Origin of the sequence: Arthrobacter sp. ZGTC131 (assembly GCF_002929275.1) — a bacterium.
In the GTDB taxonomy this organism is placed as follows: Bacteria; Actinomycetota; Actinomycetes; order Actinomycetales; family Micrococcaceae; genus Arthrobacter.
The window spans coordinates 15,196-33,355 of the sequence record NZ_PJIK01000003.1 but is presented as its reverse complement, the minus strand read 5'-3'; the positions used below and the strand labels follow the sequence as shown (position 1 = coordinate 33,355).

Genomic DNA, 18,160 nt, shown 5'->3' with positions numbered 1-18,160 from the left:
TTCCACGGCGCAGGACAGGAGGGGGCATGAGCGTTCACAACCGGTCCAGGTACAGCCGGTACAGGGGAGGGCCGGATCCGCTCGCCCCGCCGGTGGACCTGGCGGAGGCACTCGACGCCGTGGCAGAGGACGTCATGGCCGGCTACTCTCCCCGGCACGCCCTGCAGGAGTTCCTGCGGCGCGGCGGCCACAGCCGGCAGGGTCTCGACGACCTCGCCGGCCGTGTCCAGCAGCGGCGCAAGGACCTCCTGGGCCGGCACAAGCTGGACGGCACCCTCAACGAAGTCCGGAAACTGCTGGACACTGCGGTCCTGGAGGAGCGCAAACAGCTGGCCCGCGACGCCATGATGGACAACACCGACCGCGCCCTCCGGGAGATGCAGCTGCAGAACCTGCCCCGGTCCACCCCGGCGGCGGTCAACGAACTGGCCTCCTATGACTGGCAGTCATCGACAGCCCGTGAAGCCTATGAGCGGATCAAAGACCTGCTGGGCCGGGAGGTCCTGGACCAGCGGTTCGCCGGCATGAAGCAGGCGCTGGAGAACGCCACCGATGAGGACCGCGCGGCCGTCAATGAGATGCTGCAGGACCTCAACGGGCTCCTCGACAAGCACCGGCGCGGCGAGGACACCGAGGCGGAATTCCAGAACTTTATGGCCAAGCACGGCCAGTTCTTCCCCGAAAATCCGCAGTCGGTCGAGGAGCTGATCGACGCCCTCGCCCAGCGCGCTGCAGCAGCCCAGCGGATGCTGCAGTCCATGTCCCGGGAGCAGCGGGAGGAGCTGATGAGCCTGTCCGCACAGGCGTTCGGCTCGCCCGAACTCATGGCCCAGCTCGGCCAACTCGACGACAACTTGCGTGCCCTGCGCCCCGGGGAGGACTGGACCGGCTCCGAACGCTTCGAGGGTGAGGAAGGGCTCGGTCTGGGCGACGGCACCGGCGTGCTGCAGGACCTCGCCGAGCTGGATGAGCTGTCCGAGCAGCTCTCCCAGTCCTACAACGGCTCCAGCCTGGACGACCTGGACCTCGACGCGCTGGCACGCCAGCTCGGACAGGATGCCGCCGTGACTGCACGCACCCTTGCGGAGATAGAGCGGGCAATGCACGACGGCGGGTACCTCCGCCGCGGGGCGGACGGGGATCTCAGCTTGTCACCGCAGGCCATGCGGCGGCTTGGGCGGGCGCTGCTGCGGGACACCGCTAAGCAACTCTCCAGCCGGCAAGGGCGCAGGGACACGCGCGTTGCCGGGGCGGCCGGGGAGCAGACCGGCTCCAGCCGGCCGTGGGAGTTCGGTGACGCCGAGCCGTGGGACGTCACGCGAACCATCACCAACGCGATCCGCCGGACCATTGCCGACGGCGGCGACCCGGGCACCGGTCTGCGCCTCGCCCCGGACGATATCGAGGTAGCGGAAACGGAGGCGCGCACGCAGGCCGCCGTGGTCCTGCTCGTGGACGTGTCCTTCTCGATGGCCGCCCAGGGACGCTGGGTGCCCATGAAACGCACGGCGCTCGCCCTGCACCACCTCATTACAACGCGCTTCCGCGGCGACCGGCTGCAGCTGATCACGTTTGGCCGCTACGCGCAGACCATGGACATCGGCGAGCTCACCGCCTTGCCGGCCTTCAGGGACAAGGGAACCAATCTGCATCACGGGTTACTGCTGGCCGGCCGCTTCTTCCGCAAACACCCCTCGATGCAGCCCGTCCTCCTGGTGGTGACCGACGGCGAACCAACCGCGCACCTGCTGCCAGACGGCGAGACGTGGTTCGACTACCCGCCGGACCCGGAAACCATCCGGATTACCGTGGCCGAACTGGACCGGCTGGGGCGTGCCGGCACTCAGGTCACGTTCTTCAGACTCGGCGATCACCCCGGTTTGGAGCGGTTCATCCAGCGGATGGCCCGCCGGGTCAACGGCCGGGTGGTGGCGCCCGACGTCGGGGATCTGGGGGCCGCCGTTGTGGGGGAGTACCTCCGCGCGCACTTCCGCGGCCGCCCCTACGGCGACGCCGAGTGGGCCAGGTAGAAGGCTGTCCGCCGCCAACCCAAAAGGGCCGACGACGGCGCTCAGGCGGGCGCCGTCGTCGACCCTTCCGGGGGCGTTACTAAGCTTCCGACGCGGCCACCTTGACTGCCAGCGCATCCGCCGGGGCTTCGTACTGCGCGGCGCCCGACGACGGATGTGCTGCGACTGCCGCTGCGTGCTCCGCCAGCACTCCGGTCTGGTGGCGGATCTTCAGGCGGTAGAGCATCGTCCCGCCAACGATCACGGCGGCCACGAAGATCACGCCGCCCCACTGCAGGTACCACTCGAACGGCGGCACCGAGTTGTAGATCTCCGGGCGGGGCCAGACCAGGTTCACCGTCATGCCCCCGCCCCAGAGGACCGCCAGAATGTTCACCGGCAGACCCCATTTGCCAAGGCTGAATCCGGGCTCGGTGCCGTCTGCAGCGAGTGGCCATTTCTTCAGGAACCGGTTGCGCAGCAGGGGAACGGTAACCAGGAGGTAGGAGAGGTAGATCAGGACGATGCTGATGCTGGACATGATCGTGAAAATCGCCGGCTGCATGACGTTGATGAGCAAAGGCATGATGGCCAGGATGCCGATCACGATCGCCGCAACAGTCGGGGTCCTGCGGACCGGATCCACTTTGCTGAGTTGCCGGCTGAACGGCAGGTTGTTGTCCCGGGCCATGGCGAACATCATCCGGATGGCGGCGGCGTGGACGGCCAGGGTGCAGACCACCACGGCCACCACGATGCACGCCAGGAAGGCCTTGCCGAAAGGTCCGCCCAGGACGGAGAGAACGATGTACTGGAGGCCTCCGTCGGCAGCGGCCACCTTGGGATCGGCCAGGTCCGGTGCGGCCAGGATGCCGAACAGCAGGATCAGGCCGCCCAGCACGAACGAGGCCGTGACGGCGCGCAGGATGGCCTTGGGCGCGGTGCGCTTGGGGTCCTTTGTTTCCTCCCCGAGCGAGCTGGCGGTGTCGAAGCCGTACATGACGTAGCCGGACGCCATGGCGCCGATGAGGAAGACGCCGAAGAAGCCAAGGTCGTGCCCTTCGCCGAAGCCGGCAGTGTCGAAGAAGACTTCGGGCCCCCGCACTACATGCCAGCCCAGTGCGAGGATCAGAAGCACGGCAGCGGTCAGCTCCACGAAGACGCCGATGCTGTTGATCCTGGTCATCAGCTTCACACCGAAGGCATTGATGAGGGTGGAGATGGTGATCATGATGGTGGCCAGCACCACGCCGTTCATGGCGAAGTCGTACGGGCCGGTGCCGTCACCGACGAACTGGAAGCCGGACCAGAGCTGGGGCAGGGTGAGCTGCAGGGCCAATGCCACGGAGCCCAGCGCCACGATGGAGGAGAGCATCAGCAGCCAGCCGGCCAGCCATGATGAAGTTCCCGACGAGAGCCGTTTGGCCCAGTTATAGACAGATCCTGCCACGGGGTAGCGCCCGGCCAACTCGGCGAAACAGAGCGCCACCATCAGCTGGCCGACGAAGACGATGGGCCAGGACCAGGCGTATGCCGGGCCGGCCATGGAAAAACCGAAGTAGAACAGCTGAAAAACACCGGTGAGGATGGAGATGTAACTGACGCCTGCGGCGAAGCTGGCAAACTTGCCGATGCTTCGGTCCAGGGTCTGGGTGTAGCCAAATTCGTCCATGCCGCTTGAATCAATACTCTTGCTGGGTTCCAAAATGTGAACTCCTATGTCAGAAAAGTACGACGATGCACCCCGCGGCCGCCATTGGACGCGGGTGAAATCAATAGCCTCCGGAACTTGCCTCTCAGGCGAAGGACGGGCTGAGCTCAACCTCTTTCGTTATAGCGCCGCCGGTGTGGCCGGCGCGGATGAGATCGGCGCAGCGCTCGCCGATCATCATGACGGTGATGTTGGGGTTGACGGTGACGTGTTCAGGCATCACGGAGGCATCCGCCACGCGCAGGCCGGTGACGCCCTTGACCCGCAGCTCGGGATCCAGCGGTGACATCCCGTCGTCGGCCGGCCCCATCCGGACCGTGCCTACCGGGTGGTACACGGTGTTGTGGGTCTTGCGGATGTACTCCCGCAGCTCCTCGTCCGTCTGCGCCTCTACACCGGGCGACAGCTCGCGGCCGGTCCATTCGGCCATGGCGGGCTGGGCGGCGATTTCCCGGGCCTTGCGGATGCCGGCCACCATGACCCGCATGTCGTGGCCTTCGGGATCCGTGAAATAGCGCGGATCCACCATGGGCTTGTCGCGGAAATCGCGGCTGCGCAGCCTGACGGTGCCGCGGGAGCGGGCGTGCGTGACGTTCGGGGTGAGGCTGAAGCCGTTCTCGGTGGTGGGGTAGCCGTGCCGCAGGGTGTTCATGTCGAACGGGACGGAACCGTAGTGCATCATCAGGTCCGGGCGGTCCAGGCCGTCCTCGGTGGGGGTGAAGATGCCGATCTCCCACCACTGGGTGGACGTTTGCACCATGGGCTGCCTGGCCTCGAACTGGACCACGCCTTCGGGATGGTCCTGCAGGTTTTCGCCCACGCCGGGGGAGTCCACCAGCACCTCGATGCCGTGCTGAGCCAGGTGTGCTGCCGGGCCGATGCCGGAGAGCATGAGTAGCTTGGGGGAGTCGATGGCACCGGTGGACAGGATGACCTCGCGGTGCGCGGAGAGCCGGTGGGTCCGGCCGAACGCGGAGTCCACCACGTCCACGCCGGTGCAGCGCTTGTCCGCGTCGAACACCAGCTGGCGGGCGCGGAGGCCTGTGAGCAGCGTGAAGTTGTCGCGGTCGACGATCGGGTGGATGTAGGAGACCGAGCTGGAGGAACGGGTGCCGTCCGCCCGGCGGTTGATCTGGAAGAAGTTGGCGCCGTTGACCACGGTGGACCCGGTGTTGAACTTTGCGCGGGGGATCCCGGCCTGTTCGCACGCGTCCAGGAGCGCGACGCCGGCGGGATCCACCGGAGGCACATTCATCAGGTGCACGGGTCCTGAGTCCCCGTGGTGGGGCGCGTCCGGCCCGGCGTCCTCGTTGGTTTCCAGCCGCTGGTAGAGCGGCCAGGCGGTATCAGCGTTCCAGCCGGCGGCACCGTACTTGGACTCCCACTCGTCCAGGTCCTCGCGGGGTGCCCAGAACGCGATACAGGAGTTGTGGCTGGAACAGCCGCCCATCACCTTGGCACGGGCGTGGCGCATGAAGGAGTTGCCGTTTTCCTGGGGTTCCACCGGGTAGTCCCAGTCGTAGCCGGATTCCAGCAGCTCCATCCAGCGGTCCAGCTGAAGGATCTCCGGAAGGTTCCGGTCGTCCGGTCCGGCTTCCACCAGCGCCACGGACACGTCCGGATCCTCGCTCAGCCGGGCGGCCACTGCAGCGCCCGCGGATCCGCCGCCGATCACGACGTAGTCGAACCCGCGCTCGCCGAGGTTCTCGATGTTGTCGACGTGCATCTAGTTCTCCTTGCCGTGGTCAGCAAACCAGCCGGTGACCTGCGGGCTGGTGTTCTGGTAGATGTGCTTGGCTTCCTGGTATTCGGCCAGGCCCGTGGGGCCGAGCTCGCGGCCGACGCCGGACTGGCCGAAGCCGCCCCACTCGGCCTGGGGGAGGTAGGGGTGGTAGTCGTTGATCCAGACCGTGCCGTGCCGCAGCCGGGATGCCACGCGCTGCGCCTTGCCGGCATCCTGGGTCCAGACCGCGCCGGCCAGGCCGTAGATGGTGTCGTTGGCAGTCGCTACCGCTTCGTCCTCGGTGCGGAACGTTTCCACCGTCACCACCGGGCCGAACGCCTCGTCGATGACCACGGACATTCCCCTCTGGACGCGGTCCAGGACGGTGGGCTGGTAGTAGAAACCGCCGTCGTACTTTTCTCCTTGCGGCGCCGTGCCGCCGGTCCGCAGCCGCGCACCCTCCTGGATGCCGCGCTGGACGTAGGCGTGGACTTTGTCGCGGTGGGCCGCGGAAATCAGCGGCCCGGCTTCTGCCGCGTCATCGAAGGGGCCGCCCAGCCGGATGTCCCGGGCACGGCGGACCAGCTCGTCCACGAAGCGTTCGGCGATCGATTCCTCCACCACCAGCCGCGCCCCGGCGGAGCAGACCTGCCCGGAGTGGACGAACGCGCCGTTCAGGGCATTGTCGACGGCGGCGTCAAAGTCCGCGTCCGCGAACACCACGTTGGGGTTCTTCCCGCCAAGCTCCAGGGCCACCTTCTTCACGGTGCCGGCGGCGGCCGCCGCGATGCGTTTGCCGGTCTCCAGCCCGCCCGTGAAGGAGACGAGGTCGACGGCGGGGTGTTCCGAGAGCGGTGCGCCCGCCTCCGCGCCGGGTCCGGTCACGAGGTTGGCGACGCCGTCCGGCAGGCCGAGATCCTGCAGCAGCTGCATGGCCAGGATGGCTGTGGACGGGGTCAGCTCGGAAGGCTTGAGGACGAAGGTGCAGCCGGCGGCCAGTGCGGGAGCGATCTTCCATGCCGCCTGGAGCAAGGGGTAGTTCCATGGGGTGATCAGGCCGCAGACGCCCACGGGTTCGTAGACGATTTTGCTGACGACGGCGAGGTTCCCGGCGTCGACGATGCGGCCCGCCTGCTGCCCGGCGAGCCTGCCGAAGTACTCGAAGCAGGCGGCAATGTCGTCCATGTCGATGCGGCTTTCGACCATGCGCTTGCCTGTGTCCAGTGACTCGGCGCGGGCGAACTTTTCCCGGCGTTCGCGCAGTCCGGCGGCCACCCTGAGCAGGAAGGTGCCGCGCTCGGGTGCCGGGACGGAGGACCAGGCGCCGGAGTCGAAGGCTGCACGGGCTGCGGCGATGGCGCGTTCGGCGTCCTCCCGGCCGGCCTCGGACACTGTGGCCACCAACTCGCCGTCGGCGGGGTTGCGGATTTCGCGGACAGCGCCGGAGGCGGCTGGCTCCCAGGCACCGTTGATGAACAGGGTGGATGCTGTCTCGGTTGCGGCGGTTCGAATGACGTCATGGGCTGGTGTGGCGTAAGTCATATGAGGGACAGTAATGCACATTGAACGAGTGTTCAATACTTTTCTTGAACAGTTGTTCAATGCTACTTAGGGGTGCTTACCTGTCCGGTGCCGGTGGTTTAGGACTCCTGCGGCCTGTAGCCCTAGAGGTTGTGGTCTTGAGGCGGGGCGAAGGCGATTTGCTCGGTGCGGGCGATGCTTCGCCGGATGGCGGCCTCATCAATGCCGAGAAGCGCCGTCAGCCACATGCCGTTTTGGATGACGACAATGTCAGCCGCCCGCCCCCTGCATGCCTCCCAGGTAAGGCCGGGCTGGGCGTTGGAAACCAGTGCAGCGAGGCCGTCGAGATAGCGGTCGAAGGCTTCGGCGTTGATCTGTGCATAGCCCTCGTCCGCCTGGGCGAGGGCCCATAGGTGCAGGCGCAGGGAAAGGTAGCGGGTGGTCAGCAGGTCGGCGGCTGCCACTCGCCGCAGGGACTGGCGCAGCTGTTCTTCCGGGTCTGACGACGGGTCGGGCGCCACCAGCAGGAGATCGTGCTCGTCGACCCGGCGCAGGGCTGCCCGTATCAGGCTCGTCTTGTCGTCGTAGTAGTAGTTCACCAGGCCGAGCGCCACGCCGGCTTCGCGGGCCACGGCCCGCATGCTCACACCCGAAATCCCGTGGCGGGACAGCAGATCCAGCGCGGCCTCGAGAATGCGCGACTGCCTGTCCATCTGTTCGCCGGATTTCACGGCATTGGTCACCATCTGGCCAGACTATTGCCTAACCCCTAACGAATGCACTTTCCGAGGTCGCATCCCGAACAACACGAAGCCATTCTCTTAATCGGTGACCCTCTGCAAGGCTCTGCGACGACGTCCCTTCAGGCCGTACCGTCCAAACGACGCCTCCCGTTCACCGTGCCGAAACCGAAGGGGGCGTGCCCGTTCTTCCTCAGCAGGAAGTCTTTTCAGGCAGCACCCTCAGTCCTACTCGGCAGAAACAGGAACACCTCCATGCCTTCCAAGACCCTGAAAACAACCACGGCGGCAACCGTCCTGGCGCTCGGCCTCCTTACGGCCCCGCCCGCCAACGCGGCCAACGACACCTCCGGCAGCGCCTCCTACAATGAAGCGTTCACCTTTGGCGTCATCGGCGACATCCCCTATGGCGACGCCGAAATCGCCAAGTTCCCGTCCCGCATCCAGGACATCAACGCCGACAGCGCGCTGAAGTTTGTCACCCACGTGGGCGACATCAAGAACGGCTCTTCGGTCTGCTCGGACGAGTACTTTGCCAACATCCGCTCACAGTTCGACACCTTCGAGCTCCCGCTGGTCTTCACCCCGGGCGACAACGAGTGGGTGGACTGCCACCGCACCAACAACGGCGCGTACAACCCGCTGGAACGGCTGGACAAGCTGCGTGAGGTCTTCTTCGACGAGCCCGGCAAGACTCTGGGCGCCACCATGCCGGTCAAGACCCAAGAGAACCTCGGGCTTCCGGAAAATGTCCGCTTCAACCAGAACCGCGTGGCCTTCTCCGTGGTGAACATCCAGGGCAGCAACAACTCGCTGCTGCCGTGGAGCGGCCTGGGCGAAACCACACCCACACCCGCACAGCTGGCCGAAGTTGAGCACCGGACGGATGCCGTCCTGGACCAGGTCCGCGCCACGTTCACTGACGCCGATCGCCGCAACGACCGCGCCGTGGTGCTGATGACGCAGGCCGACATGTTCGATCCGTCCCTGCTCGCCGCGGCCACTGCCAACCCGGAAACGGTCTCCGGGTTCCGGGAGATCGTTGCGGCCATCGTTGAAGAGACCAACCGCTTCGACCGCCCGGTCTATCTCATCAACGGCGACAGCCACGTTTTTGCCGAGAACCAGCCGCTGGCAGACGGATCACCATGGCTGGAGATCTACCGCCAGCCCGCCGCCGATGACCTGCAGCGCATCACCGTGGACGGATCGGCCAACGCCACCAACTACGTCAGGTTCACGGTTGCCGGCAACAGCACCAAGGAAGCAGACGTCCTGAGCTGGGAGAAGGTCCCCTTCAGCCAGTAGGCACCAAACAGAAGCGGACGACGGCGGGATCCTCCCGCCGTCGTTCGCTCACGCCCGAACGCGCCTTTTCGGCGAGATTGCCTTCTCGATCCGCACGAGCCATGATGCCGAGCGGGTCACCGCGCGGCAGAACAAAAGTTCCGTCTTATACGCGGGAGGACCTGCCGCGGACGAAGTGGAAGATCAGGACGACCACGGCGATCACCAAAAGCAGGTGAATCAATCCCCCGCCGATGTTGCCGAGCAAGCCGAGAAGCCAGAGAACGGCGATGATGATGGCTATCCAAAGCAACATGAGAGTCTCCTTCAATTGTTCGCGGAGCTATGGTGCTATCACCCTATGCCCGGATCAGGTTGCCGAAAATAGCTGGACCTTACCTATTTGTCTAGAGAACCTCAGGACAAATTGGAGACCAGGACGAGGCCCGTCAGGATGCAGACCGCGTGTCGAACGCCGCCGCCGATTCACGTAGAAGGCGCGCGACTGTGTCCACGGGCATGCTGGCTGACCGCCGCCGGTCGAACCGTCGCAGGACGATGCGTCGCGTGCCCAATCCAGGGACGTCCAGGACGTCCACCCCGTCATGGCTGACGCCGCTCAATGCCAAAGTGGGTACGATGGCGACACCTTCGCCTGCCGCGACGAGTGCCAGCGCGGTCAGCGTTTCCTGGTACTGATGCACCGTCTCCATTTGCGCGCCCGTGGACTGACGGATCCGGCCGAGCACCGAAGCGTTGGCGGCCGAGGATTCGACGCCGAGCCAGGGAAGCGGCAGATTCCCAAGGTCGATGTTCTCTGTAGAGAGCAGGGCGCCCGCGGGAACCACCAGTTTCCAGGGCTCGTCCAGCAGGGGCTCCTCGATCATCCCGGCGGAAAGTGAACGTTGGCCGGCAGTCATCGAATCGAGCTCGACCACAACGGCGTCGAGCGAGCGCTGCCGGAGCAGACGTAACAAGGCGGGAAAGTCGTCTTCAACCATCCGGATCTGCAAATGCGGGTAGCGGATGCGCCACTCGGGCAGGCGCGGGATCACCACCGTGCGGACAAAGCTGGTGAATCCGCCCACCCGCACCACCCCTGCGACCTTGGCCCCGCCCTCTATCCGGGCGCGGGCAACGCTGAGTGCGCGTTCGATCTCTTCGCCGGCCTCTGCAACGGCCAGGCCGGCGGGTGTCAATACCGAGCCTTTGGGTGTGCGCACCACCAGCGCATGCCCCGTCTCGTCCTCTAACTTGTTGAGCTGCTGGGACACGGCTGAGGGCGTAATCCCCAGTTCGTCAGCCGCAGCGAGCACCCCGCCTGTGCGGGCAACGGCAAGGAGAACTCGCAGACGGCGCGGATCAATATCCATGTTAAGTAGTTCTAAACCACATCTTCAGAAGAATGCAATTGATCTACAGTCATGTCGTCCTCATAATTGCTCTTGAAAGCCAAAACCGGCAGCGGAAATTCAGCTTTGCGGCCCAAATGAATTGAAGCCCTCGTACGGACGGCTGAGCAAGCGCTGGTCCAGCAATGCCCTGATCCATTCGGCAATAGCCTCTTCTGAAAAACGTAACTGTAGCCCGACATCTGTTCACTCCGCCCAGCGGATGGCATCCGGGCGTCACCCCTGAAAGGACATCATGGAACTGCTGTTTGAAATTTCCGGCTGGGCAGGCGCGGTTGCGATTCTCAGTGCGTACCTCGCTGTGTCCATGGGGTGGCTGAAGGCTGGCAAGGGCTTCCAGACCGCGAATCTCCTGGGTGCTTGTGCCTTCATTATCAATGGTGCATTCCACGAAGCATGGCCGTCAGTGGTCACGAACATCGCCTGGTTCATCATTTCCGCGGTCTCACTTCTCCGCATGCGCTCCACACAGGAGTCGCCGGCGCCCGCCGCTGAGGCCCCGCAGGTGCAATTTCCTGGTGTCCCCGAAACCGGCCAACTGGCCATCGTTGAAGCGCCTCGAGCAGCCAGCTTTACTTAGGCCGACGACCTTAAGCGGACGACGGCGGGAAGTCTCGCCGTCGTCCGGTTCTCCACGCTGACCGCGTTCCGCGCCCCCATCTGCTCCCGGGATCTTGAACTATATTCGGACAAGGAGAAGAGACCGGATTGCATAGCGGGGACAAGGAAGGCGGACCTCTGAATGGCGGGAATGCCACCGGCAACGGTGGAAGTGAGTGACGCCATTGTCCAGTGCCTCGTCCGGGACCAGCGGCCTGACCTCGGTGATCGTCCTCTAGCGCGGGTCGCGAATGGCTGGGACAACTCGACCTTCCGGATCGGCGACGACCTCGCCATCAGGCTGCCGCGCAGGGCGGAGGCCGTTTCGCTCATACTGCATGAGCAGCGCTACCTTCCTGACATAGCCCGCCGCTCGCCGGTTCCGGTTCCTGTCCCCGTCCATGCCGGCCGGCCGACGTCGGACTTTCCCTGGCCGTGGAGCATAGTGCGGTGGATCCCCGGAACCGCTGCGGCCGACGTCCGCCCGGCAGACCGAGTGCCGTCCGCTGAGGGCCTGGCCGATTTCCTCCTGTCCCTCCACGTTCCCGCCAAAACCGGCGTCCCGGTGAATCCTTTCCGCGGCGTTCCCCTGACGGACCGTGCCTCTGGGGTGCTAGAACGGCTCGGGGACAGCGAACGCTACCCGCAGGCAGCAGCGCTGAAAGCAGTGTGGGCGCAGGCCTGTGCCGCTAAAGTCTGGGATGGCCCGGCCATGATGCTCCACGGGGATCTTCACCCGGCCAATATCCTGCTGGCGGACGACGGCTCGCTGGCGGGCGTCATCGATTTCGGCGACGTCGGGGCGGGGGACCCGGCTGTTGATCTTGCGGTGGCGTGGCTGATGTTCGACGCCGGCGCCCGCCACCGCTTCATGGTCGCCTTTGGCTCCGCGGTGGATAGGGAAACCTGGATGAGGGCCCGGGGCTGGGCTCTCATCCTGTCCACTGCGATGCTGAGCAACTCCGACGATAATCCGCGGATGTTCGCTGTGGGAGAGTTCGGGATCAGGCAGATTCTGGAAGGCTGACTTTGAATCCCTGGTGACGGGCGTAAATTGTCAGTGCCTGCTGCAATGCTGTGGGTATGGAAAGCAGAGCAGTCGCGGAGACATTGGAGGCCATAAACGCCTCCCTTGCTGCGTTGGCTGAAGGTGCCGGTCGCGCGGACGGGACCCTGGCCCCGGTTGGTTCTGACCCGCTTCAGGACCAAGCGGACGGGTGCCTGGACGGTATGGCTGCGGTGGCCCGGGTGGAAGCCGGAATAGCCGCGCTGAAAGTGCACTTCGCGGCCGGATACGCCAACGCTGCCGCAGCCATTGCGGCCCCGGCCGTTTCCCCGCAGGAGCGCACCGCCCAGGAAATGGCGGTGACATCGGAGGTGGCCTGTGTCCTGACGGTGAGCGAAAGATCGGCAGCGGCGTTGTTGGCGGAGTCAGCCGCCCTGACCACCCGGTTGCCCCTGACTCTCGCTGCGCTGCGGTCCGGGAGCATTTCGTGGCAGCACGCGCGGGTGATGTGCGATGAAACAGCCGGCCTTGACCCCGCAGCGGCTGCTGCCTTGGAGGCTCATTTCCTGGACCCCGAAGCCCCCTTTGCTGCGCGTGGCTGCGCGGCGGGGGAGTTGGTGCCAGGCAGGCTCCGTGCCAAAGCGCGCAGCTGGCGTGAGCGGCACCATCCTGTAAGCATCGAAGCGCGCCACCGCAAGGGTGTGAAGGACCGCCGGCTGGAATTTGTCCCCGACCGGGACGGCATGGCCTGGCTCTCGGCCTACGTGACTGCGGATGTGGCGGCGGCTGTGTGGTCCCGTGCCACGGAAGCGGCGCGTGCCCTGCAGGGGCCGGCCGAATCCCGGACCCTGACCCAGCTCCGTGTGGACGTGGCCACCGGCTGGCTGCTGGTGGGGGAGGCGGCAGGAACCCCGTCTCCCAAGGCACAGGTGTTGCTGACCGTTCCGGTGTTGTCGCTCCTGGGCGAAGTGACGGAAGCGGCCACGCTGGACGGGTATGGTCCCGTTCCGCCGAGCATGGCCCGCCGACTTGTCGCGGATGGCGCGGGATCGTTCCTGCGCGTGCTGACAGATCCCCGCAGCGGAGCGCCGCTGGAGATCGGACGCACCAGCTACCGGGTTCCGAAGACGATGCGTCAATGGTTGCGCCTTCGGGATGGCCGGTGCCCTTTTCCCGGCTGCAACAACCATTCCTTGGACAACGAAGCGGACCATCTGTTGGCTTGGTCCGAGGGAGGCGGCACCGGCGTCACCAACCTGGGGCAGCCATGCCGGAAGCACCACCGGCTCAAACACACCACAGCGTGGAGGCCGGTTGACGCCACCCGGGACCAGCCACCCCGTTGGATCTCGCCCGCGGGACGCTCCTATCCCAGCGAACAACAGGACTGGGAACCACCACACTTGCCGGACCACACCGGTCACGCGGATGAAGGCCCGGAATGGGGACCGTCCGATTGGCCGGACGTCCTTGCACGTGCCGCTGGACCGGGAGAGACCGGGCCGCCATTACCGGTGGATCCCTGGCATGAGTGGGCGCTGTTCACCGCGGCGTAGGATCGGCTTGCCGTGGTCCTGCCCGGCTTCACCACGCCGGAAGAGGTCTGGGTCCCGGCGCCGGTGAAACGCTAGGCGGTGGACGCCGGAGCGGCACCAAACGGAGACGGACGACGGCGGGAAGTCCCGCCGTCGGACGCCCATTGTGCCCGAAAAATTGCAGTAGCTGTTGACCAGCGGCAGGGCAATGGCGACGGCAACATCTGCGCTTGTAAATCCTCATTGTGGTGCTGGCGCACCTGCGCCACGATGTTCGTATGAACGCTGAGATACCCAAGGTCGCGGATTTGAGCCTTCCCCAGGCATTCCTCCTTTTGGCCACAAACGACACCACCGGCAAACCTGAAGTGCCGGTGTTCGCGCTCAGGACCACTGTGGCAGGCGCGATATTGGCCGAGCTGGGCCTGCTCGGCGCAATCGGGCTGCAGGGGAAGCACGTCAGGACCACCGGCAACGCCCCGCAGACGGACTTCCAGCACGAGCTGGAGCTCATTCGGGGCAAATCCCGGCCCCATACTCCCCGGCGGTGGGTCTCCATGCTGGAGGGCCGCGGCGAAGTGCAGCGTGTCTACGAGGGGATGGCCTCACTGGGCATCGTGGAACATGTCGGCGAAAGGCACCTCGGGCGGTTCCGGGCCGTGCGGTACCCGGAGAAGGACCACGCTCCGGAGGCGGCACTCCTGGAAAAGATCCAGGCCGCACTCAGCAGTGTGCCGTCCGGGGCATCTCAGGCGAGGACGGCTGATGCCGGGGCGTCCGCCGCGGCGTCTGATGCCAAGGCGCCTGATGGCGGGGCGTCGGATGCGACGTGGGCTGATGTCGGAGCGTTTGATGCCGTGGCGCTTGATGCCGGGGCGTCCGATGCCAGCACGCCTGATCCCGCGGAGCTTGCTGCCCCGCCGTCCGATGCCAGCACGCCTGATCCCGCGGAGCTTGCTGCCCCGCCGTCCGATGCCAGCACGCCTGATCGCGCGAAGCTTGGTGTCAAGGCGCCCGATACCAGGACCACGGCGCTGATCGCGCTGCTTCAGGCGGCCGGACTGCTCGGCAAGCTCTTCCCGGCAGCAGATTTAACCCGGGCAAGTGAGCTGTCGAGGGACTATTGGCCGTCCCGCGCGGTGGAGGACGAACTTCGGATGATCAGGCTGGCGCAGGAGGAAGCCGCAACGCTGTGACGCGGGACCCGGTTATCGGATGCGGGACCCAGTCATCGGATGCCGGAGCCGGTCATCGTCGGACCTAGGTGTTGAGCTCCCAATGGACTCGGATGGCCTCTGCCATTCGGCTGGCGCTGACATCGACCCGGAAGGCAACGGGCGCCGTCCCGGTCTCTTCGATGACGGCGTCACGGTAGACGCGGCCGCAGGATGGGCACAGGGTGTGGAGGTCCTCATCCTCAGGCCATTTAGCCAGCCCTGCGGGGACAGAAGTGTCTCCTCCGTTGTAAACCGGAATGCCTTCCGAGTTGGACTGAATCAACCCGTCTTGGCTGACGGTATTACCGCACACGCAGGTGATGGTGGTGACATCATGGCCGATGACACTGGCGGTTTCATTGTCCATGATGAGCTCCCCGGCGTTGTTGGGACCTTCTGGATTTAGCTTATGCCTACGGACCGGCCATGGCCTCATGCCAATTAAATGCGTCAGCAACCGTGCGGCCGGCTTCGGCCTTTCCACGGGACGTCCCGCCGTCGTCCGCTGCGTCCGTTACCGGGCACAGCTAGCTCTCCAGCAGCCCGCCGCCGGCCCAGCGCCGGAGCGCGAGCTTTTCCGCGTCGTCGAACTCCATGAGGGCAAGCCGGCACAGCTCCTCAACATTTCGAGTCCACGCGGCAGCGAGCTCCCTGGCCGCCATGTTGTCCGTGAGGGACCCGCCTGCGTAGGCCACGCCCTGGATCACGAAGTTGACCGCCGAGCGGGACACCGGCTGCCCGGCCGCAACGCAGTCGTCCCGGACGGACCGTGACAGGTCGCCGCGGTTGCCCGAGTGCTCGCGTAGCTTCGACTCCAGCGACAGGAAAACCTGCCGGAACTGTTCGGAAGACAGCGCCGGCACGTCAGTGACCCGGGTGACCTGCTCCTCGATCGCCGGCCGGTCCTCGGATGCCAGCGAGGAGAGGTCCGGCGAAAACCGCTTGGCGTCCCACACCCAGCCAGGCGACGGCGTGGATGAGTACTGCACGCCCTGGCCGAGCTGGGCGATCCAGGCCCCGAACTTGCCGAAGCCGCCCCAATCGGTCTTGAGCGACGGGTCTGCGGTCAGGGCCCTGTGCGCCGCAACTGCCCCGGTGACCGGGCCCGGCGCGGCCTGCACCAAAGCCCGGACCTCGTCGGCCGCCGTCGTCGCGGGCCCCGGGACACCTGGTGCGGTGCGGAGCGGGGCGCCGGGCGCGGCGGAGGCCACCATGCGGGGGACTCCGGCCGAAGTCCCGTTGAGGATGGCCACGAAGTCGTGGGACTCCACCACGCTGTCGGCCATTTCCCGGTACGCGAAGGCCACGGCGCCGGCAGCGATGACGGTTGTCATGCGGTCAGCTGCCCGGAACCGCTGGACCAAGGACGTGAAGTCCGCGTCCGCCGACGCAATGAAGAACTCCTCGACGTGTGCCGCGCCGGACAGGGCGTCCACCGCGTCCAGCACCAGATTGATGTCGGTGCTGCTCTTGCCCCGCTGCGTGAGGGAGGGGCAGTCGATCACGCGGAAGCCCGCCCGGGTCCAGTACGGCCTGTACTTGGAGTAGATCACCGGATTGAGATAGCAGTTGCGGATCAGGAAGCGACGGGATTCCCCACCCGCTCCGCCATCAGCCAACGCTTCCGTCCAATGCTTGGGATCCTCGGCGAATCTCCTGGCCGCGGCAGGGTCCAGTGCCATCAGGCCCGTGTAGACGTTGTCGAAGTCAACGAACATCGCGGCGCGGATGCCGGGCCGCCTGGACTGATGTGGAGGTTCGGTCATCGGCTTAGTGTGCCAGCAAGAGTGGCGGACGTACCAGATGTGTCCGTCCGGCAGGAGAGAACTTCCCCGCTCAAGCCGGTGGCGCCCAGCTCTGCAGCTCAACGGCGTTGCCCTCGGGGTCGGTGACGTAGCACCAGGTGACCCGGCGCCCGTCGGCGGTCGTGAGGGTGACCACCTCGCCGACCGAGCTCCCGCCCTCATCGAGGATGCGGCGTCGAGCGGCGTGGACGTCCGCGACGGCGAACGCTATGTGGCGGAAGCCTGGCCGGTCAATGCCCACTTCCGACGCTCCGTCCGTCGAGGCGAACGTGTAAATCTCGAGCGTCGGGCCGTCATCGCCATGCCCGGGCAGCCGCAGATGGACGCCCTGGAGGGCGGCGTTCGGCACGGCGGTTCCCCGCTCGAGGTCGGGCCCCGAGTAGTCGCGCTCCGGCGGAACCGGCGTGCATCCGAAGAGACTCACGTACCAGTCGGCGAGGCGGCGCCAGTCCCGCGCGATCAGATTCGTGTGCCCGTATCGGGCGCCATCGATGGGTCCGCTTGCGTCACCAGTCATGGATGCATCGTACCCAGTGCGGGCCCCGGTCAGACGACGGCGGGACGTCCCGCCGTCGTCCGTTCTGTTTGTCCGCCCCGCGTGACTACTTGATCACTGCGGGGCGAGCTCGCCGTAGAAGTAGGACGCCGTGACGCCTCCGTCCATGAGGAAGTCGCTGCCGGTGATGAACGCGCCGTCCTGGCCCATGAGGAGCGCGCCCACGGTGCCAACCTCGTCCGGAGTGCCGCCCCGTCCTGCCGGGGACAGCTCGATCATGCGCCGGTATCCCTCGCCGCGCGGGCCGCTGAACTCATCCCTCGCGAGCGGGGTGAAGATGATGCCGGGGCTGATCGTGTTGATCCGCGCGCCGCGTTTGCCCCATCGCACGGCCTCGGCCATCACACGGAGCGAGTTGCCGCGCTTGGCGAGCTGGTAGGCGTGAAGGGAGTCCTTGACCTGGCCGGGCTGAAGCATCGGGAGCGCCAGCAGATCGTCTGCCGGCGTCGTCGCGAGAGCGGTATTTTCCTCGGGGGTGAGAGCGCCGAGGCGGTGCCCTGACTGCGAGGCGATGACGACGCCGGCGCCGCCGCGGGCGATGATGTTCCCGAATTCCTCGAGCAGCACGGCGGTTCCGTAGAGGTCCACGGCCAGGATGGTCGACGGCGACGCTTGGCTGGGCGAGACGCCTGCGGCGTGGATGACACCCGTAACCTCGCCCAATGCCGTGGCCGCCTCGACGAGGGTCTGAACGGACGGGCGCGAGGACACGTCGACGGTCATTGTGCTGACCTCGAATCCGGCGTTGCCCAACACTTCGGCGGCGGCGTCGGCGTTGCCCTGGTTCAGGTCCGCCAACACAGCCTGCTTGCCCGCGCTGACGCGCCGGGCGATTGCCTGACCGATCGAGCCGGCTCCGATGACAACAATGACGTCGCTCATGATGGTCTCCTGTTCTTCGGGATCCGCCCTAGAAGCCTTCAAAGATGGGCGGGAGGCACTGGGAGTACCTGTAACAACAGCCCCTCCCATCCGGGGACAGTCTCCTGGTATAGATGTGAACCCCGATCCGCGAGGTCGACGAGGTCACCGGGTGAG

The 18,160-nt window shown here is 66.1% G+C and carries 16 protein-coding genes; 6 read left to right on the top strand and 10 right to left on the bottom strand.

Annotation, left to right across the window (positions count from 1 at the left end; all coding sequences use genetic code 11):
• Nucleotides 1–26 precede the first annotated feature (26 nt).
• Nucleotides 27–2,030, top strand: coding sequence for a VWA domain-containing protein (locus CXQ90_RS05210; protein ID WP_104137513.1), 2,004 nt, complete (start codon nucleotides 27–29; stop codon nucleotides 2,028–2,030).
• Nucleotides 2,031–2,109: 79 nt separating this feature from the next.
• On the opposite strand, the gene CXQ90_RS05205 is transcribed toward CXQ90_RS05210, so the two are convergent.
• The 4 genes from CXQ90_RS05205 to CXQ90_RS05190 form a co-directional block, all read right to left on the bottom strand.
• A complete protein-coding gene (locus CXQ90_RS05205) occupies nucleotides 2,110–3,681 on the bottom strand; it encodes an APC family permease (RefSeq protein ID WP_258064368.1) in 1,572 nt (523 codons plus the stop codon).
• A 124-nt stretch (nucleotides 3,682–3,805) separates the two neighbouring features.
• Nucleotides 3,806–5,446: a GMC family oxidoreductase gene (locus tag CXQ90_RS05200; RefSeq protein WP_104137510.1), complete on the bottom strand. Its 1,641-nt coding sequence runs from the start codon at nucleotides 5,444–5,446 to the stop codon at nucleotides 3,806–3,808.
• The gene (locus tag CXQ90_RS05195; protein WP_104137508.1) at nucleotides 5,447–6,985 is read right to left on the bottom strand and encodes an aldehyde dehydrogenase family protein; all 1,539 of its coding nucleotides are present in this window, start codon (nucleotides 6,983–6,985) and stop codon (nucleotides 5,447–5,449) included.
• Between the two features lie 122 nt (nucleotides 6,986–7,107).
• The gene (locus tag CXQ90_RS05190; RefSeq protein ID WP_104137506.1) at nucleotides 7,108–7,710 is read right to left on the bottom strand and encodes a TetR/AcrR family transcriptional regulator; all 603 of its coding nucleotides are present in this window, start codon (nucleotides 7,708–7,710) and stop codon (nucleotides 7,108–7,110) included.
• A 249-nt stretch (nucleotides 7,711–7,959) separates the two neighbouring features.
• On the opposite strand from CXQ90_RS05190, the gene CXQ90_RS05185 reads away from it, so the two are divergent.
• Nucleotides 7,960–9,012: a hypothetical protein gene (locus tag CXQ90_RS05185; RefSeq protein WP_104137505.1), complete on the top strand. Its 1,053-nt coding sequence runs from the start codon at nucleotides 7,960–7,962 to the stop codon at nucleotides 9,010–9,012.
• A gap of 145 nt (nucleotides 9,013–9,157) precedes the next feature.
• Here CXQ90_RS05185 and CXQ90_RS05180 read toward each other — a convergent pair whose 3' ends face one another.
• Both CXQ90_RS05180 and CXQ90_RS05175 read right to left on the bottom strand, forming a co-directional pair.
• On the bottom strand, nucleotides 9,158–9,307 hold the full coding sequence (locus CXQ90_RS05180; RefSeq protein WP_104137503.1) for a lmo0937 family membrane protein: 150 nt from the start codon (nucleotides 9,305–9,307) through the stop codon (nucleotides 9,158–9,160).
• Nucleotides 9,308–9,440: 133 nt separating this feature from the next.
• Entirely contained in the window at nucleotides 9,441–10,364 is a 924-nt protein-coding gene (locus CXQ90_RS05175; protein WP_104137502.1) for a LysR family transcriptional regulator, read from the bottom strand.
• 274 nt (nucleotides 10,365–10,638) lie between these two features.
• Here CXQ90_RS05175 and CXQ90_RS05170 point away from each other — a divergent pair, with 274 nt between their 5' ends.
• The 4 genes from CXQ90_RS05170 to CXQ90_RS05155 all read left to right on the top strand — a co-directional run bounded on the left by CXQ90_RS05170 (nucleotide 10,639) and on the right by CXQ90_RS05155 (nucleotide 14,740).
• Nucleotides 10,639–10,983 carry a YgjV family protein gene (locus CXQ90_RS05170; protein WP_104137500.1) on the top strand — a complete coding sequence of 115 codons (345 nt, stop codon included), beginning with the start codon at nucleotides 10,639–10,641 and terminating at the stop codon, nucleotides 10,981–10,983.
• Nucleotides 10,984–11,145: 162 nt separating this feature from the next.
• On the top strand, nucleotides 11,146–12,030 hold the full coding sequence (locus CXQ90_RS05165; protein ID WP_104137499.1) for an aminoglycoside phosphotransferase family protein: 885 nt from the start codon (nucleotides 11,146–11,148) through the stop codon (nucleotides 12,028–12,030).
• Nucleotides 12,031–12,086: 56 nt separating this feature from the next.
• Nucleotides 12,087–13,565, top strand: a complete 1,479-nt coding sequence (locus tag CXQ90_RS05160; protein ID WP_104137497.1) for an HNH endonuclease signature motif containing protein — start codon at nucleotides 12,087–12,089, stop codon at nucleotides 13,563–13,565.
• A 257-nt stretch (nucleotides 13,566–13,822) separates the two neighbouring features.
• A complete protein-coding gene (locus CXQ90_RS05155; RefSeq protein WP_104137495.1) occupies nucleotides 13,823–14,740 on the top strand; it encodes a GPP34 family phosphoprotein in 918 nt (305 codons plus the stop codon).
• A 64-nt stretch (nucleotides 14,741–14,804) separates the two neighbouring features.
• Here CXQ90_RS05155 and CXQ90_RS05150 read toward each other — a convergent pair whose 3' ends face one another.
• The 4 genes from CXQ90_RS05150 to CXQ90_RS05135 all read right to left on the bottom strand — a co-directional run bounded on the left by CXQ90_RS05150 (nucleotide 14,805) and on the right by CXQ90_RS05135 (nucleotide 18,004).
• Nucleotides 14,805–15,128, bottom strand: coding sequence for a hypothetical protein (locus tag CXQ90_RS05150; protein ID WP_104137494.1), 324 nt, complete (start codon nucleotides 15,126–15,128; stop codon nucleotides 14,805–14,807).
• 160 nt (nucleotides 15,129–15,288) lie between these two features.
• Nucleotides 15,289–16,527, bottom strand: coding sequence for an NYN domain-containing protein (locus CXQ90_RS05145; protein WP_104137492.1), 1,239 nt, complete (start codon nucleotides 16,525–16,527; stop codon nucleotides 15,289–15,291).
• A 70-nt stretch (nucleotides 16,528–16,597) separates the two neighbouring features.
• Nucleotides 16,598–17,083, bottom strand: coding sequence for a VOC family protein (locus CXQ90_RS05140; protein ID WP_104137491.1), 486 nt, complete (start codon nucleotides 17,081–17,083; stop codon nucleotides 16,598–16,600).
• Between the two features lie 93 nt (nucleotides 17,084–17,176).
• The gene (locus CXQ90_RS05135; RefSeq protein WP_104137490.1) at nucleotides 17,177–18,004 is read right to left on the bottom strand and encodes an SDR family oxidoreductase; all 828 of its coding nucleotides are present in this window, start codon (nucleotides 18,002–18,004) and stop codon (nucleotides 17,177–17,179) included.
• Between the last annotated feature and the right edge of the window lie 156 nt (nucleotides 18,005–18,160).

Bases quoted from the DNA above. Each gene is read 5' to 3' on its own strand.
- CXQ90_RS05150 (WP_104137494.1), bottom strand. From the start codon at position 15,128: ATGGACAATGAAACCGCCAGTGTCATCGGCCATGATGTCACCACCATC.
- CXQ90_RS05190 (WP_104137506.1), bottom strand. From the start codon at position 7,710: ATGGTGACCAATGCCGTGAAATCCGGCGAACAGATGGACAGGCAGTCG.
- CXQ90_RS05145 (WP_104137492.1), bottom strand. From the start codon at position 16,527: ATGACCGAACCTCCACATCAGTCCAGGCGGCCCGGCATCCGCGCCGCG.
- CXQ90_RS05140 (WP_104137491.1), bottom strand. From the start codon at position 17,083: ATGACTGGTGACGCAAGCGGACCCATCGATGGCGCCCGATACGGGCAC.
- CXQ90_RS05195 (WP_104137508.1), bottom strand. From the start codon at position 6,985: ATGACTTACGCCACACCAGCCCATGACGTCATTCGAACCGCCGCAACC.
- CXQ90_RS05210 (WP_104137513.1), top strand. From the start codon at position 27: ATGAGCGTTCACAACCGGTCCAGGTACAGCCGGTACAGGGGAGGGCCG.
- CXQ90_RS05135 (WP_104137490.1), bottom strand. From the start codon at position 18,004: ATGAGCGACGTCATTGTTGTCATCGGAGCCGGCTCGATCGGTCAGGCA.
- CXQ90_RS05205 (WP_258064368.1), bottom strand. From the start codon at position 3,681: ATGGACGAATTTGGCTACACCCAGACCCTGGACCGAAGCATCGGCAAG.
- CXQ90_RS05160 (WP_104137497.1), top strand. From the start codon at position 12,087: ATGGAAAGCAGAGCAGTCGCGGAGACATTGGAGGCCATAAACGCCTCC.
- CXQ90_RS05165 (WP_104137499.1), top strand. From the start codon at position 11,146: ATGGCGGGAATGCCACCGGCAACGGTGGAAGTGAGTGACGCCATTGTC.
- CXQ90_RS05180 (WP_104137503.1), bottom strand. From the start codon at position 9,307: ATGTTGCTTTGGATAGCCATCATCATCGCCGTTCTCTGGCTTCTCGGC.
- CXQ90_RS05155 (WP_104137495.1), top strand. From the start codon at position 13,823: ATGAACGCTGAGATACCCAAGGTCGCGGATTTGAGCCTTCCCCAGGCA.
- CXQ90_RS05185 (WP_104137505.1), top strand. From the start codon at position 7,960: ATGCCTTCCAAGACCCTGAAAACAACCACGGCGGCAACCGTCCTGGCG.
- CXQ90_RS05175 (WP_104137502.1), bottom strand. From the start codon at position 10,364: ATGGATATTGATCCGCGCCGTCTGCGAGTTCTCCTTGCCGTTGCCCGC.
- CXQ90_RS05200 (WP_104137510.1), bottom strand. From the start codon at position 5,446: ATGCACGTCGACAACATCGAGAACCTCGGCGAGCGCGGGTTCGACTAC.
- CXQ90_RS05170 (WP_104137500.1), top strand. From the start codon at position 10,639: ATGGAACTGCTGTTTGAAATTTCCGGCTGGGCAGGCGCGGTTGCGATT.